This window comes from Domibacillus indicus (genome assembly GCF_023715895.1).
GTDB lineage: Bacteria > Bacillota > Bacilli > Bacillales > Domibacillaceae > Domibacillus > Domibacillus indicus_A.
Map to the genome: position 1 here is coordinate 137,470 of NZ_JAMBOO010000001.1, position 16,517 is coordinate 153,986.

General features: G+C 46.1%; 14 protein-coding genes. 3 read left to right on the forward strand and 11 right to left on the reverse strand.

The features are described 5' to 3' along the window. Positions 1–35 precede the first annotated feature (35 nt). Positions 36–1,055 (forward strand): AI-2E family transporter, encoded by a 1,020-nt coding sequence (locus tag M3221_RS00735; protein ID WP_251269647.1) that lies wholly within the window; start codon positions 36–38, stop codon positions 1,053–1,055. Here the strand turns inward: M3221_RS00735 and pyk are convergent. The 8 genes from pyk to M3221_RS00775 all read right to left on the reverse strand — a co-directional run bounded on the left by pyk (position 1,042) and on the right by M3221_RS00775 (position 11,936). Further along, positions 1,042–2,805 carry a pyruvate kinase gene (pyk, locus tag M3221_RS00740; protein WP_251269648.1) on the reverse strand — a complete coding sequence of 588 codons (1,764 nt, stop codon included), beginning with the start codon at positions 2,803–2,805 and terminating at the stop codon, positions 1,042–1,044. The two genes, M3221_RS00735 and pyk, sit on opposite strands and share 14 nt — an antisense overlap. 23 nt (positions 2,806–2,828) lie before the next feature. Further along, positions 2,829–3,788, reverse strand: a complete 960-nt coding sequence (gene pfkA / locus M3221_RS00745) for a 6-phosphofructokinase (RefSeq protein ID WP_242233261.1) — start codon at positions 3,786–3,788, stop codon at positions 2,829–2,831. A 155-nt stretch (positions 3,789–3,943) separates the two neighbouring features. Then, positions 3,944–4,915: an acetyl-CoA carboxylase carboxyl transferase subunit alpha gene (accA, locus tag M3221_RS00750; RefSeq protein ID WP_251269649.1), complete on the reverse strand. Its 972-nt coding sequence runs from the start codon at positions 4,913–4,915 to the stop codon at positions 3,944–3,946. Next, a complete protein-coding gene (gene accD / locus M3221_RS00755; protein WP_251269650.1) occupies positions 4,912–5,787 on the reverse strand; it encodes an acetyl-CoA carboxylase, carboxyltransferase subunit beta in 876 nt (291 codons plus the stop codon). The genes accA and accD overlap by 4 nt, the downstream gene beginning before the upstream one ends. A gap of 12 nt (positions 5,788–5,799) precedes the next feature. After that, positions 5,800–6,333: a FadR/GntR family transcriptional regulator gene (locus tag M3221_RS00760; RefSeq protein ID WP_251269651.1), complete on the reverse strand. Its 534-nt coding sequence runs from the start codon at positions 6,331–6,333 to the stop codon at positions 5,800–5,802. Next, on the reverse strand, positions 6,334–7,572 hold the full coding sequence (gene ystJ, locus M3221_RS00765) for an NADP-dependent malic enzyme (protein WP_251269652.1): 1,239 nt from the start codon (positions 7,570–7,572) through the stop codon (positions 6,334–6,336). It lies immediately after the preceding gene. Positions 7,573–7,659: 87 nt separating this feature from the next. Then, positions 7,660–10,926, reverse strand: coding sequence for a DNA polymerase III subunit alpha (dnaE, locus tag M3221_RS00770; protein WP_251269653.1), 3,267 nt, complete (start codon positions 10,924–10,926; stop codon positions 7,660–7,662). A gap of 74 nt (positions 10,927–11,000) precedes the next feature. Beyond that, positions 11,001–11,936, reverse strand: coding sequence for a DHH family phosphoesterase (locus M3221_RS00775; RefSeq protein ID WP_251269654.1), 936 nt, complete (start codon positions 11,934–11,936; stop codon positions 11,001–11,003). Between the two features lie 95 nt (positions 11,937–12,031). Here M3221_RS00775 and M3221_RS00780 point away from each other — a divergent pair, with 95 nt between their 5' ends. Next, the gene (locus tag M3221_RS00780; RefSeq protein WP_251269655.1) at positions 12,032–12,343 is read left to right on the forward strand and encodes a YtpI family protein; all 312 of its coding nucleotides are present in this window, start codon (positions 12,032–12,034) and stop codon (positions 12,341–12,343) included. Between the two features lie 29 nt (positions 12,344–12,372). On the opposite strand, the gene M3221_RS00785 is transcribed toward M3221_RS00780, so the two are convergent. Both M3221_RS00785 and M3221_RS00790 read right to left on the reverse strand, forming a co-directional pair. Further along, positions 12,373–13,686 (reverse strand): DRTGG domain-containing protein, encoded by a 1,314-nt coding sequence (locus tag M3221_RS00785; RefSeq protein ID WP_251269656.1) that lies wholly within the window; start codon positions 13,684–13,686, stop codon positions 12,373–12,375. Between the two features lie 98 nt (positions 13,687–13,784). After that, a complete protein-coding gene (locus M3221_RS00790; RefSeq protein ID WP_251269657.1) occupies positions 13,785–14,465 on the reverse strand; it encodes a metal-dependent hydrolase in 681 nt (226 codons plus the stop codon). 156 nt (positions 14,466–14,621) lie between these two features. Between M3221_RS00790 and M3221_RS00795 the strand changes: the two genes are divergently transcribed. Continuing rightward, the gene (locus M3221_RS00795) at positions 14,622–15,071 is read left to right on the forward strand and encodes a universal stress protein (RefSeq protein ID WP_285878442.1); all 450 of its coding nucleotides are present in this window, start codon (positions 14,622–14,624) and stop codon (positions 15,069–15,071) included. A 69-nt stretch (positions 15,072–15,140) separates the two neighbouring features. Here the strand turns inward: M3221_RS00795 and argH are convergent, their stop codons facing one another. Further along, positions 15,141–16,517 (reverse strand): argininosuccinate lyase, encoded by a 1,377-nt coding sequence (argH, locus tag M3221_RS00800; protein WP_242233251.1) that lies wholly within the window; start codon positions 16,515–16,517, stop codon positions 15,141–15,143.

Sequence of the window (16,517 nt, forward strand, 5' to 3'; positions counted from 1 at the left end):
CTCATACGAGTAGTATAGAAACGGGGGCATGTACCATGCGGATCATTGTTCAATATCTTATTGCCAGTGCAATTTTTCTGCTTATTTACTGGCTCCTGCCAATTTTCAAGCCATTTTTAGCTGGGGCATTTTTTGCCGCTGTGTTACATAGACCAGCCCACTTTATTCAAAGAAAGACGAATGCCTCCCGGACTGTGGCTGTATGTGTATCAATGGTCTGGATTCTTCTGCTTCTGTCAGCAGGGTGCCTGCTGTTCGCCTGGATTAGCGCCCGGACCGTTTCCCATCTGCATACGGTGATTCCTCATTATATTCCTATTGCCGTTATGCATTTGGAGCAGCTGCTTCAAAGCATGATGAATTTTTTAACAAAAGACCAGCTTGCTCTTTTGCTGCAATATCTGCACACGGTCGAAACGGCGGCTGCTCACACCGTTGAGGAATCCGCTGGAAAGTGGCTTCTTGCAGGCACTTTTTACTTTCTCTCACTTCCAGGTACAGCCACCCAATTGCTGATTGCTCTGCTGGCTGCTTTTTTCATGGCAAAAGACGGCTCTTTTTTCCTCTCTCTTTTGCCCGAATCCATCCGTGCCAAAACAGCCCGTGCAGCTAATACCTTTTCTTTTTCCTTGTACGCCTATGGATACGCACAATTAAAGCTGTTTACTGTTACTTTTACAGCAGCATGCGCAGGCTTTTTTCTGCTGGGTACTCCTCATATACTGGAGCTGGCTTTTTTAACGGCCGTTCTTGAGTTTATTCCCATTGTCGGCTCTATCCTTTTGTTTGTACCCTGGATTTTCTTCTGCCTTCTTACTGGACAAACCCACGCAGCCATTTTCACTGCTGTTTTATATACGACCCTTGTTCTTGTACGCCAGTTGCTTGAACCGAAGCTTGTTTCCGATTCAGCGGGCCTTCATCCCCTGGCCGTTTTATTTGCAGCATTTGCAGGCTACCATTTAACCGGCGTTTTCGGGCTCATCACAGCACCCTTATTTTTGCTTCTTGGTTTGTCTATCCATCAAGCTGGTTTGTTTTTTACAAAACGTTAGCGTGACCGTTGTAAATAATACCGCGTGCCGCATCTACTGTAATTTCCTGGCCATCTGAGAACGTATTAAGAGCTCCCTCAACATCCACGATAACCGGAATGCCAAGATTGATGCCAACTACAGCTGCATGGCTTGTTAATCCGCCTTCTTCTGTAATAAGGGCACTGCATTTTTCAATGGCAGGCATCATTTCACGATCTGTTCCGTATGTGACAAGAATATCGCCCGGTTTTACTTTTTCAATGGCTTCAGAAGCTGTTTTAGCTGTCACAACTCTTCCATATGCTGAATGACGGCCAATACCTTGTGCTTTCACAAGAATGTCACCAACAACATGAATTTTCATTAAGTTCGTTGTTCCAGATTCACCTACCGGTACACCCGCTGTAATAACAACAAGCTCACCGTGGCTGATCAGCCCTTCATCGAGGCAGTGGACAATCGCGTTATCCAGCATATCATCTGTTGAAGACACACTAAGCCCCATCACCGGGAATACGCCCCAGACAAGTGATAAGCTTCTCATTACGCGTTCGCTGTCTGTTACAGCATAGATAGATGCTTTAGAACGGTAACGTGAAATCATCCGTGCAGTATGTCCGCTTGACGTTGGCGCGATAATCGCTTTTACTTCCAATGCTTCCGCCGTTTTAGCTACAGACTGGCCAATAGCGTCTGTCATAGTCATACGGCCTGTATTGTTGCGGCGGCGAGGCGGAATATCTCTCATTTGCAGCTCTGCTTCCGCGCGGACTGCGATGTTGTGCATCGTTTTTACTGCTTCAAGCGGATATGCACCAGCTGCTGTTTCACCTGACAGCATAATCGCATCTGTTCCATCAAAAATCGCATTTGCTACGTCACTTGCTTCCGCACGTGTTGGACGCGGATTACGCTGCATAGAATCAAGCATTTGTGTAGCCGTAATAACTGGTTTGCCAAGCAGATTACACTTTTTAATCAGTTGCTTTTGTACAATCGGCACTTCTTCAGCCGGAATTTCCACACCAAGATCACCACGTGCAACCATCAGCCCGTCTGATACTTCAAGAATGTCATCGATGTTATCAACACCTTCTTGGTTTTCAATTTTCGGGATAATTTGAATGTGAGTAGCATTGTTTTTTTCCAGCAGCTCACGAATATCCAATACGTCAGATGTGCGGCGTACAAAAGAAGCAGCGATAAAGTCGACACCCTGCTCGATACCAAAACGGATATCGTCCGCATCTTTTTCTGTAATACCCGGCAATTTAACAGAAACGCCTGGTACGTTTACACCTTTTTTATTTTTTAATGTACCGCTGTTTAAAATTCGAACGCCGATTTCGCCTTTTTCACGATCAATGCCTGTAACCAAAAGACCAATCAAGCCGTCATCAAGCAAAATACTTGAACCTGGCTCCACATCATCAATCAAACCTGAGTAAGTAATCGAAAATTTTTCAGGTGTCCCCAATACTTCTGTCATGGAAATAACAGCATCTTTGCCGCTTTCAAGCTCAATAGCTCCGTTTTCCATGTTATGTGTACGAATTTCAGGACCTTTTGTATCGAGCAAAATCGCAACAGTTTTCCCTGTGTTGTTTGCTGCTTGGCGAATGTTTTGAATGCGCGCTCCATGCTCTTCATGGCTTCCGTGAGAAAAGTTTAAGCGTGCAACATTCATGCCTGCGTTCATTAATGATTGAAGCGTTTCAAGGCTTTCGCTTGCTGGTCCAATTGTACAGACGATTTTCGTTTTTTGCATTGGTAGTTCCTCCATTTTTGTGATTAAATCGACAGTTCTTGCGATAATTCATACATACGCTGATCGACTTTATGCGGTTTTGAGAGCGCCTCAATAATGTCGTAATCAACAATTTGGTTTTGTTCGATCCCGACAGCACGACCGCCTTTTCCTTCTAGAAGTAATTCCACTGCATGTGCACCAAGACGGCTGGCGAGCACTCGGTCTGCTGCGCTTGGTGAGCCTCCGCGCTGCATATGGCCCAAAACGGAAACACGTGTGTCGAATCCTGTCAACTCTTCAATAATAGCACCAAACTTGCTGCCTGTCATGACGCCTTCTGCTACGACGATAATACTGTGTTTTTTACCGCGCTCCTGGCTGCGTTTCAGCTTGGCCGCAATTTTGTTCATATCGTAAGGTGCTTCCGGAATAAGAATTGTTTCCGCACCGCCTGCAAGGCCTGACCAAAGCGCTAGATCGCCGGCATGACGGCCCATTACTTCTACAATGAATGTGCGCTCATGGGAGCTGGCTGTATCCCGGATTTTATCGATCGCATCGATGACTGTATTTAAAGCTGTATCAAAGCCAATTGTAAATTCTGTTCCGGGAATGTCGTTATCGATTGTTCCAGGCACTCCGACACACGGAAAACCATGTTCTGTTAATGCTTTCGCACCCATGTAAGAACCGTCTCCACCGATTACCACTAATCCTTCGATCCCAAACTTCTCCATTTGCTCGATACCTTGCTTTTGGCCTTCAAGCGTTTTAAATTCCAAACAGCGGGCTGAGCGCAGCATCGTTCCGCCTCGGTGAATAATATCGCCGACCGAACCACGATCTAATTGTTTAATATGCCCATTAATTAAGCCATGATATCCCTGATAAACACCGAATACTTCCATGTCGTGGTAAATCGCTTTCCGGACAACAGCACGCACGGCTGCATTCATTCCAGGTGCATCCCCGCCACTTGTTAACACACCAATTCGTTTCATATCTTGTCACCTCTAAAAATTTTTGTCAGTTGCATCTTTTGTATGCCTACCCTCTTTTAAGATAACAGAACGTTTTCCCGTTCACAATGTTTACTCAATAAGTAAGCGTTACCACCAAGAAAATGTCTATGCATGGAAAAAACCGGTCCTGAATATTAATTATTCAGGCCGGTTGTTTGTTCCGCATAGCCGCCGATTCGTTTGTATTTTTCATAACGCTGGTCAACCAAGTTTGCATGATCAATGCTCTGCAGCTCTTTCATGGCCGGATACAACACTTGGTCAATCAGCTGCGCCTGCTCTTTTGCATCACGGTGTGCTCCGCCCCGCACCTCTGGAATAATTTCATCCACAATACCGAGTAAGCGCAAATCCCGAGCTGTAATTTTCATCGTTTCTGCTGCACGCTTCGCGAGACTCGCGTCTTTCCATAATAAAGCGGCTGCTCCCTCGGGCGAGATAACCGAGTACGTAGAGTTTTCAAGCATAAACAGACGGTCACCGACACCGAGTGCTAAGGCTCCTCCACTTCCTCCTTCACCAATAACGATGCAGATAATTGGTACGGTTAAGCCGGCCATTTCAAAAATATTACGGGCAATGGCTTCACTTTGTCCCCGCTCCTCGGCCGCTTTGCCCGGATACGCACCTTTTGTATCAATTAAGCAAATGATCGGTCGTTTAAACTTTTCTGCCTGTTTCATTAAACGAAGTGCTTTCCGGTAGCCTTCCGGGTGGGGCATGCCAAACGTACGCTGAATATTTTCTTTTGTATCGCGTCCCCGCTGATGTCCAATCACCGTTACCGGCTGGCCATGGTACTTTGCCACCCCCGCTACGATGGCTGCATCATCACCGTATGCACGGTCTCCATGAAGTTCGAAAAATCCTTCAAACAAGAAAGGAATGTAATCCAGTGTGGTTGGACGATTTGGATGGCGTGCCATTTGAACACGGTCCCAAGGTGTCATGCTGTTGTAAATGTCATCTTCAAGCTTCTTTAAGCGCAGCTCAAGCTTTTCAATTTCATCTGATAAGTCTACATCAGAGCTGGAGGTGAAATTTTTGAGCTCCGCTATTTTTTCCTGCAGGTCACGGACCGGCTTTTCAAATTCAAGTCCTGTCATTGTTTTACACCGCCCGTTTGATGGATATCGAGTAAAAATGAAAGCTTTTCTTTCATTTCTTTTCTGTGCAGAACGGCATCAAGCTGTCCGCACTGAAGCAAAAATTCAGCTGTTTGAAAATCTTCCGGCAGCTTTTCGCGAATGGTTTGCTCAATAATCCGCCGCCCGGCAAATCCGATCAGCGCGCCCGGCTCTGCAAAGTTAAAGTCGCCGAGAGATGCAAAGCTCGCCGATACACCGCCTGTTGTCGGATGCGTCATTACAGAAATAATGAGCCCGCCCCGGTCGCTGAGACGTTTAAAAGCAGCTCCTGTTTTCGCCATTTGCATAAGTGACAATACGCCCTCCTGCATCCGCGCTCCGCCGGAAGCGGTAAAGATAATAAAAGGAATTTGCAGGCGAATCGCTTCTTCAACGGCACGGGTAATTTTCTCACCCACCACTGAACCCATGCTGCCCATCCGGAAAGATGAGTCCATGAACGCAAAAGCGGCCTGATGGCCATCGATGGCTCCAACGCCTGTGACAATCGCTTCATTCAGCCCGGTTTTCTTTCGGTCGGCCGCTATTTTTTCTTCATAATCAGGAAATCCGAGCGGATTAGCTGTTGACAGCTCTGCATCAAGCTCACGGAAAGATCCTTCATCGAGAAGGCTTTCGATCCGTTCAAAGGCCTTCATCGGATAATGATACCCGCAGCCCATGCAAACATGAAGATTTTTTTCCAGTTCTTTCGTATACATGATCTTTTTGCACTTCGGACACTTTTGCATGATGCCTTCTGGAACATCCTGCTTGGCTGCCTCCGAAGGAATGGTTGCATATTTTATTTTTTTTGGTTTTTGTTTGGTAAACATATTTTTAATCGCCATTGTCCCACCCCTTTACTGGCGTTTTGAATACTGAATTTGTCTGGCTGATGCCAGCAGCTTTTGGAGCCGTTCATGGTCCGGATCGCTTCCTGCGTAATTTGAAATAATTATCCATATGTTTTGCAGGAGCCGATTGCCGGTTTTACCTGTCAGCTCCTCAAAAGAACCTGTCAGCTCTATTGAATCTAAATCGGCTTTTCCCGCCAAAACGGCGAGACAGCCGAGCTCCAAGATCGCCTTTACGTCGTGAAGCTCCTCTTTTGTTTGGTCGCCATCAAAAAGAAAGGTACCGATAAGCGGGACAAGCTGATGGTCTTTGAAGTCACGCAGAAAAGTCCCTTCGCCGCGCCGCGTTTCAATAAGCCCCAGCAGTTCGAGCGCTCGCAATGCTTCACGAACTGATGAACGCCCGATGGAAAGCTTGTCTGAAAGCTCGCGCTCTGAAGGGATTTTATCTCCGGGCCGAAGGCGGTCCCTTTTGATCATTTCCTGAATTTGTGCAATGGCAGCCAAAAATTTTGATGGCGGGCGCACAGAACCAGTCATCTATTCACCTTTGCCAATCAATGACAGCTGCATAGTTTTTTGGCGAACATCCTCCGGTTCTACTTTCCGGCGCGCCACGCCTGTTTCCATGCCGGCTTTTGCTACAGCCGCTGCTACGGCAGGCGCAACCCGGGGGTCAAAAGGACCTGGAATTACGTAATCGGCATGAAGGTTTTCTTCAGCCACAAGGCTGGCAATCGCTTCTACAGCAGCTTGTTTCATTTTTTCATTTATATGTGTGGCACGGACATCTAATGCCCCGCGGAAAATACCCGGAAAAGCCAGCACATTGTTTACCTGGTTCGGAAAATCAGAACGGCCGGTTCCGATTACTTTTGCTCCGGCTGCTTTTGCCTCTTCCGGCATAATTTCCGGTGTTGGGTTTGCCATCGCAAAAATAATAGGTTCTTCGTTCATCGTTTGGATCATTTCTTTCGTTAGCGCACCCGCTACCGATACTCCAATAAATACGTCCGCTCCTTCAATAACATCAGCAAGGCTGCCGGCTTTTTTCTCTCGGTTCGTAAACTTCGCTACTTCGTCTTTTACGGGATTCATGCCCTCTGGGCGCCCTTCGTAAATGGCTCCGCGCGAGTCACACATAATAATATTTTGCACGCCATATCCTTTTAACAATTTAATAATAGCAATACCTGCCGCACCCGCACCATTTGCCACTACTTTAATGTCCGTCATTTTTTTCCCTGTCAGCTTAAGGGCATTAATTAAACCGGCTACTGTCACAATAGCAGTACCGTGCTGATCATCGTGGAAAACAGGGATATTTGTTTCTTTCTTCAGCCGCTCCTCAATCACAAAGCAGTTCGGAGCCGCAATATCTTCTAAGTTTACGCCGCCAAATGTCGGCTCCATCATTTTAACCGTTTCAATGATTTTTTCTGGATCCGTTGAGTTTAAGCAGATTGGAAAAGCATCTACTCCTGCAAAGCTCTTAAACAGCACAGCTTTTCCTTCCATAACCGGAAGAGCGGCTTCCGGACCAATATTGCCCAGTCCAAGCACTGCAGTGCCGTCTGAGACAACCGCTACCATATTGCCCTTCATTGTATAATCATACACGGTTTCTGGCTTTTCATAAATTTCTTTGCACGGCTCTGCCACACCAGGTGAATAAGCAAGACTTAAGTCTTTTGCATTTTTCACAACTGTTTTAATACCGGTCGACAATTTACCGTGATTTTCTTTATGCATTTGAAGCGCTTCTTCCCGATTCGACATTCTGCCAGCTCCTCTTTTTCTCCTTTAAGTGGTCAGACCACACAATTCAATATAATACTTTAAACGATTCATCCCGAATTGTAAAGGTTAGTCAAAGGATTTAAGCACAACGTTGCGTGTTCCACACCTTTTTTTCAGCCCCTCAATCAATTCTTCTTTCGGTGATACTTTATACTTCGGCCCGAGCCTTACTGTTTCCTTCGTCCGTTCATAATGGATCACCACCGAGGCCTGGCCCGGATTAAGCTGAAGCTCTTCCACTACCCAGCCTGCCAGCTCACTTTCTCCTTTTCCTTCCGGCAGCTGGATAAAAAGAACTTGTTTTTTCTCCATCGTTTTGTTTATTCCTTCTTGGATCGGTTCAAGAGACTGAACAATAAGCTGGAGACCGCCGTTTCGTTCTTCTGCTGCTCCTTTTACAAGTACCGCTTTCCCTTTTTCAATAAATGGGCCATGTTTTCGGTACACTTCCGGAAATAAGATCATTTCCCGCTCTCCTGTTTCATCTGCAAGAGAGGAAAAAGCCATTTTATCGCCTTTTTTCGTGCGGATCTCACGAATGCTTCCGATCATTCCTGCTGTAATGACTTTTCGGCTGGCTTGAACCTTTACCACCGGAACGGCACCGGCTTGAGCAAGCACCTTTCGATGAAGCGCTATCGGGTGATCCGAAACATACAGACCGAGCATTTCCCGTTCTTTTTCCAATTTTATATCTATGGGAAGTCCAGTTACATCCGCATATTTAGGATGGAACGATACACCAAGCCCTTCAAATAAACTCCCTTCATCCGGCTGAATAAGAGCTGCGTGTTCTATGGCCGCATCAATACTGGCCAGCAGCACCGCACGATCCTGGCCAAACTCATCCATCGCTCCTGCATAAATTAGTGATTCGATTGCTTTTCGATTCACAATATTCGCCGGAACCCGCTGGCAGAAATCAAATAAATCCTGAAAACGGCCCTCTTTGCGCGCCTCTATAATCGTTTTGGCAACCGTCTGGCCCACTCCTTTTATCGGCACAAGACCAAATCGAATCCCATCTTGTTCGGCTTGAAATGAATAGCCGCTCATATTAACAGATGGTGCGAGAAAAGAAAGATCATGCTCTGCTGCCTCCGCTGCGTATTGCCGCATTTTTTCTTCATTTCCCGTTTGAGATTGCAAAAGCGCTGCTAGAAAATGGGCCGGATAATGAACCTTCAGCCAGGCAAGCCAGTATGCGATCATACTGTAGGCAACCGCATGGCTTCGGTTAAAGCCGTAGTCAGCAAACCGGACAATCAAGTCGTACACGAAAAGAGCGATGTTTTCATCCACACCGTTTTGAACAGCACCGCTGACAAAATGTTTTCGCTCCTGCTCCAATGTCTCTTTTTTCTTTTTGCTTACAGCACGGCGCAGCAAATCGGCTTCTCCGGGTGTAAAGCCGGCTAGCTGCACAGCGATTTGAATAATCTGCTCCTGATAGACAATAATGCCATACGTCGGCTCTAGTATCTCTTTTAAAACGGGATGTGGATACTGAAGCGATTCCTGTCCATGCCGCCGTTTAATATAGGTAGGAATCTGTTCCATTGGGCCGGGGCGGTACAAGGCATTCACGGCTACCATATCTTCAAAGCGGTTTGGCTGCAGCTGCGTGAGAACATTTTTCATTCCTTCAGATTCAAATTGAAAAATACCGGCTGTTTTTCCTTCTCCAAGCAGCTTGAAAACATCATGATCATCTAGCGAAAGCGACAATAAGTCTATCCTCCGGCCGGTTTTTCTTCGAATAGAAGCGACAATTCGTTCGATTGTTGTTAAATTGCGCAAGCCCAGCAAATCTATTTTTAAAAGCCCCAGCTGCTCAAGCGGCTCCATTGGATATTGCGTTAAATACACCTCGTCATGCCCCTTCATGATGGGCACATGGTCAGTGAGCGGCTTTTCAGTCATCACGATACCCGCTGCATGTGTAGAGGTATGGCGCGGCAGTCCTTCTAGGCGGAGTGCTGTTTGATAAATGCGTTCATGAACAGGTGACTCCGCCCGCCAGCCCTCCAAGTTAACCTGTGAAAGCTTTGTTCCTGGTGTCGACGGAATAAGCTTTGACAGCCGTGATAATTCTCCGCTGTCAAAACCGAAGACCCGGGCTGTGTCTCTCATCACCGCTTTAGCTGATAATGTACCGAACGTTACAATTTGCGCGGCGTGAACAGCACCATATTTTTGAGCAATGTACCGGATTACTTCATCACGACGATAATCTGGAAAATCAATATCAATATCCGGCATCGTAATCCGCTCCGGATTTAAAAACCGCTCAAACAAGAGATTATGGCGTATAGGATCTACTGCGGTGATACCAAGCGCAAAGGCTACAAGAGATCCGGCAGCGGATCCCCGGCCCGGCCCTGTCAGAATTCCTTGTTTTTTGGCAAAGTGTACAAAATCATGAACAATTAAAAAGTAATCACTGAAATTCATTCTGCTGATTACAGACAGCTCGTAAGAAAGGCGCTCTATATAAGCTGCATCACTTCGGTCCCTCAGCCCTTCCATACATAAATTTTTCAGCCGTTCATCGGCACTTTCTCCCTCCGGCAGAGGAAATGCAGGAAGAAGGCGGCTGCCAAATTTTATGTTTACATCGCAGAGCTTGGCAATAACCGCTGTATTGTCCATTGCTTCCGGAATATCTTGATAGAGTTCCTTCCATTCAGCCTCGGACTTAAAAGAATACGCCGCTTCCGTTAATTCTTCTTCCGGTTCAATAAGCCGGTTGTCCCGGATGGCCTGGAGGCATGCTGAAGCAAAAGCGCCTGCTGGATCGGCATACTGAACATGGCCGATGGCTACAACCGGAATGCCGTCAGCCCTTGCTTTTTCTATTAAAAAACGTTCAGCCCGCGTTCCACGAAGCCCAATATAAAAATGCTGAAAAACCTCTTTAAAAAAAGCCAGTGCTTCCCCGGAAGGATCACCATCTAGGCCTGGCAGAACGGCAATCAGATCTTTGGCATATCCGTTCAGCCAGCGAAGCGGAAGACCGGCTTCTGCTTTTGTCTGCAGAGCACTGGAAATTTTAATTAAGTTTGAAAAGCCATTATCATTTTGCGCGTACAAAAGAAGCGGATATGCCCGATCACTCTCCTGCTGGGCTTCCACTTCCGCTTTTAATCCCATAATAGGCTTAATGCCGCGCTTTTGGCAGGCAAGATAAAAAGGAATAGCTCCATGCAGGTTGTTCCAATCTGTCAGCGCGACCGCCTTTTGGCCCGCTTCCTGCGTTTTTTGAGCAATTTGCTCTGGCGTGAGCGTCGCGCCGCGAAAGCTGTATGCCGTTTCCGTTTCCAGCTGGATCACTTCTTTTCACTCCTCTCACAATCTGAATATACGTTCTCTTTTTAATATAAAAAGAAAGGAGAAAAAATTCTCCTTTATTGTCCTGCTACAAGATTTTTTAAATCTGCTAATACTTGGTCTGCTTCTTCCCATGAATACACACTTGCCCCTGCCGCAAGCGCATGGCCGCCGCCTCCGTGCTTCATCGCCAGCCCATTAATGACAGGTCCCTTAGAGCGGAAGCGCACGCGGATTTGATCTTCTTCTTCAATAAAGAAGACCCACGCTTTAATGCCTTTTACACCGCTTAAAATGCTGACAAGCAGAGAGGTTTCAGCTTGTGTAGCGCCGAATTGCTTTAACAATTCTTTCGTCAGCCGCACTTCCGCTACACCCGATTCATCCATCACAAAATGCTGAAGGATATATCCTTCAAGCTTCAAGACATGTGCGTCTTTTTCATACAAATGGTTAAACAGCTCCTGCCGGTCAAACGCATACTGCATCAATTCACCAGCGTACTGCATAGTCTCAATCGTCGTAGACGGGTATAAAAAACGCCCTGTATCACTGACAATACCTGCATAAAGAAGGCGTGCTGCTTCGTCATTGATCTTCAGCTGTCCGCCAGATGTTTTAAACAGCTCATAAATCATCTGGCTGCACGCTGCCGCATCTTCCTCTACCCAAAGAAGATCGCCGTATGGATCCTCATTTGGATGATGATCAATTTTAATCACTTCTTTGCCAAGTTTGAAACGCTGATCGCAAATTCGCGCCTGGTTGGCTGTATCACATACAATGACGAGCGCATTTTCATAAACATTGTCTTCAATTTGATCGAGGCGCCGCATAAAATAAAGCGTCTGCTCCTCTGCCCCAACTGTGTAAACGTTTTTTTCCGGAAACGTAGCGCGGATTATTTCAGCGAGTCCTCCTTGTGATCCGTACGCGTCCGGGTCCGGACGTACGTGACGGTGAAGAATGATCGTATCGTATTCTTTAATTTTATCAATAATCTGTTGTTTCAACTTTTTTCCCCTTCTCTACAGGCTTGTTTCCGGTGGAAATCCGCCGCTGTTCCCGTTACAATAAAACGGAAGCCAAAAACGGAGGAATACATCGAATGCCTAATTTCTTTTTGGTCGTCATCATTGTTTTATCGTTTATGTTTTACTTGTTTTATAAAGTACAATATGTCAGAAGCAGACGGCCAATGGAAAGAAAATGGCTGTCCGCTAAATCCAGTATGGTACTGGGGTTATTTGTCGGCATGTTTGGCGTAAATACGCTGCTTATTCAGCAGACTACAACCGCCTATATTATTTCCGCCATTTTTATTTTGTACGGATTCGCCAGCATGGCGGCCGGTTTTAAATTGTACAGGCATTACCAGCCATTCGCCCGGCAAGAAGCAGAAAAAATGGATCAGCTGTAACCGAGAAAGCAGGCAGACCGCCTGCTTTTTTATCGATCAATTAACTGGCACATCATCATCGCTTTGCCCGCAAGCACCCCTGCATTATATACCTCGACATCTACTTTCCCGAACTTACGGCCAATTTCCAGCACTTTGGGGGCAACCGTAAGAATGGACTCCATCTGAATCGGTTTTAAAAAGTAAATCGTGATATTTTCTACCACAAGGTCACCGCGTTTATGTGCACGCAAAACGCGATTTGCGGCTTCGGTTACAATCGTTGTAAACACTCCGTAAGAAACCGTGCCGAGCTGGTTGGTCATTTGCGGGGTTACCTCAAACTGATAACTGCCGCTTGCGCTTTGATCCTCAGGCAGAATCAGCTGCTTGGCAATCGTATCATCGAGGGTCTCGGCTGCCTGTGGCTGACGCTGCGCGGTTTGCATCGCTTTAAGCACATCCTGGCGGCTGACAATACCCTGCAGACGATTTTGTTCATCTACGACTGGCAGCAGTTCAATTCCTTCCCAGATCATCATATGGGCGGCTGAGGCCACACTTGTTTTCAAGGTAACGGTAAGCGGGTGTTTCGTCATCACTTTTTCCACACCGACTTCCCGGCCGCTTCCCATAATATCTTTCGCCGTTACAATACCGAATACCTTTAAGTGCTCATCCACAACCGGAAACCGGCTGTGTGACGTTTCTCTGTTTTTATCCAGCCAGTCACCCACTGTATCTCCAAGTTGAAGAAATACACTGCTTTCCACTGGTGTTAAAATATCCCCGACCAGTACAATTTCTTTTTTGATCAGCTGATCGTAGATCGCCCGGTTGATCATGGCTGCTACAGTAAATGTATCATAGCTTGTTGAGATGACCGGCATCTCCAGCTCATCGGCCAGTTTTTTTATTTCGTCGCCTGCCTCAAATCCGCCTGTAATGAGGACAGCAGCGCCCGCTTGAAGAGCGAGCTCATGAGCTTTCACACGGTTACCAATAATCAGCAGGTTGCCAGGTCCTGTATAGCGCATCATCGCTTCGAGCTGCATTGCTCCGATGACAAACTTATTTAATGTTTTATACAATCCGTTTCGCCCGCCAAGTACTTGTCCGTCTACAATATTCACAACCTCTGCAAACGTCAGCTTTTCAATATTCTCTTTTTTCTTTTGCTCGATCCGAATCGTTCCGACACGCTCAATCGCACTGACCATGCCTTTTGTCTCAGCATCCTTAATAGCCCGGTAAGCAGTCCCTTCACTAAGCGACAGCGCTTTGGCAATCTGGCGGACGGAAATTTTTTCACCGATCGGTAATTCCTCAATGTATTGAAGAATTTGTTCGTGTTTTGTTGTCACTGGCTCCACCCGTCCCTTTCCGCTCTCATTCCTTTTTCAATTATAGAACAAAATAAAGCGAAAAAAAAGAAGCCGCCTCAATTGAGACGGCTCCGCTTTTATAACTCGATTACTTCCCCTACGGTCATCACCTGGCCGCTTCCGTTTTGTACCATGGAAACAAAATCTGCGGGGTTTTGGCGGATTGGCGGAAATGTATCGTAATGAATAGGCACCGTTATTTTTGCGTTCAAAAATTCTGCTGCAACCGCCGCGTCTTCCGGTCCCATCGTAAAATTGTCCCCAATCGGAAGAAGGGCCAGGTCGATTGGATGGCGCTCCGCGATTAGTTTCATATCCGAAAATAAAGCGGTATCACCCGCATGATAAACGGTTTTTCCTTCATTCATAATCAATACACCCGCCGGCATACCCATATAAAGAAACGTTCCATCTGCCTGCTGAAGTCCTGATCCATGGAAAGCCTGCGTAAATTTGATTTTCCCGAATTCGAATTCCCGGCTTCCGCCAATATGCATCGGATGGGCTTCTACCCCCTGGTGCTGCAGGTAAAGAGCGAGTTCATTGACTGCAATGACAAGCGCACCGCTTCGCTTGGCAATATCAACCGTATCTCCGATGTGGTCCCCATGTCCGTGTGTAAGAACAATAAAATCCGGATTTTGTTCGTCTGCTCTTAAATCTGTTAAATCATTTCCGCTAATAAACGGATCGATTAGAACTGTTTTTCCGTTTGATCGGATTTTTACAACTGAATGTCCATGATACGACACTTTCATGAGCAGACTCCCTTCTTTAGTCTTTAATACATCAAATGGCTTTTCCCTGTCTTTAAAATCTTCAAACCTCTTTAAGGAAGTTTACAGAAATGTTAGACTTATCACTTTTGATTTCCTTTTTTTGAGGTAAAATAAAACTATAAGGGGGAATGAATTATGCTAAAATACAAGCACATCTTAGTAGCGGTAGATGGGTCAAAGGAAGCGGAATGGGCATTTAAAAAGTCTATTCAAATCGCCAAACGAAATGGCGCTTCGCTTAATCTGGTCCATGTCATTGATACCCGCTCATTCGCTGCTATTGAAGCGTATGACCGTTCCATTGCCGACCGGGCAACAAAGTACGGAAATGAACTCTTAAATGATTACAAAAAAGAAGCAGCAGCGGCCGGTGTTACAAACATAAATGTATTTGTTGAATACGGGTCTCCAAAAGCTGTTATTCCAAAAAACGTAGCAAAGCATGTAGAAGCCGATTTAATTATATGCGGGGCCACCGGGCTTAACGCAATGGAACGTTTTTTGATCGGAAGCGTTTCCGAGCATATTACGCGGGCAGCCGGATGCGATGTGTTAATTGTCCGTACGGATGATCCTGATGAATAACAAAAAAACCGCCACTCCTTTGGCGGTTTTTTTATAGAGAGCGCTACTGATAGCAGCGCCTTACGCTTTTTATTTAAGCAGTTCTTTTGCCGCTTGAATCTGGTTTTCTACTTGGTCAAAACCAGTACCGCCAAGAGACTTCCTTCTCTTAACCGCTTCATACGGAGATAGAACGCCGTAAATATCTTCTTCAATTACACTTGATGCTTCTTTCAGCTCTTCCATAGAAAGATCAAGCAGGAAGCATCCTTTTTGAATGCACGTAAAAACAAGTTTCCCTGTGATTTCATGCGCTTCTCGGAATGGGATGCCTTTTGCAGCCAGGTAATCCGCAAGCTCTGTTGCATTAGAAAAGTCATTTTGCACGGCGTCTTTCATGCGGTCTTCGTTTACCGTCATTGTATCCACCATGCCAGCGAAAATTTTCAAAGAACCGAGAACAGTATGAACAGTGTCAAACATGCCCTCTTTGTCTTCCTGCATATCTTTGTTATATGCAAGCGGCAGTCCTTTTAAAATCGTCAGCAAACTAAACAAGTTTCCATATACACGGCCCGTTTTGCCGCGGATCAACTCTGCCATATCCGGATTTTTCTTTTGCGGCATAATGCTCGAGCCTGTTGAGAACGTATCATCCATCTCGACAAAACGAAACTCCTGGCTTGACCATAAAATAATTTCTTCTGCAAAGCGGGATAAGTGCATCATTAAAATTGATGATGCGCTTAAAAACTCAAGAATGAAATCCCGGTCGCTTACCGCATCCATGCTGTTTTGATAGACGCCGGCGAATCCAAGCAGTTCTGCTGAACGCTCACGGTCAATCGGGAATGTTGTTCCCGCAAGTGCCCCCGCCCCGAGCGGTGATACATCGATCCGTTTAAGCGCTTCTGTGAACCGTTCTTTGTCACGCTGCAGCATCCAAAAATATGTCATTAAATGATGGCCGAATGAAATCGGCTGCGCCCGCTGCAAGTGTGTGTAGCCTGGCGCAATCGTTTCTTTGTGCTGATCGGCTTTCTCCACTAAAACCGATTGAAATTGGCTGATTAGCCCGATAATGTTTTTAACCTGCTTCTTCAGGTACAAATGCATATCTGTAGCAACTTGATCATTCCGGCTTCTTCCGGTATGAAGCTTGCCGCCAACAGGGCCAATCGAATCAATTAAAGCTTTTTCTAAATTTAAATGGATGTCTTCAAGCGAAACCGAAAACTCGATTTCACCGGCTTCGGCTTTCTTCTTTAAAGCCTCAAGTCCTGACTTGATCTGTTCCATTTCTTCACTTGTTAAAATACCTGTTTCACCAAGCATGGTCACGTGGGCGATGCTGCCTTCGATATCCTCGAAAACGAGCTCCTGGTCAAATGAGATGGACGCTCCGAATTCGTCTACCCACTCTTCCGCTGATTTTTGGAACCGGCCGCCCCATAACTTTTTCGTCAT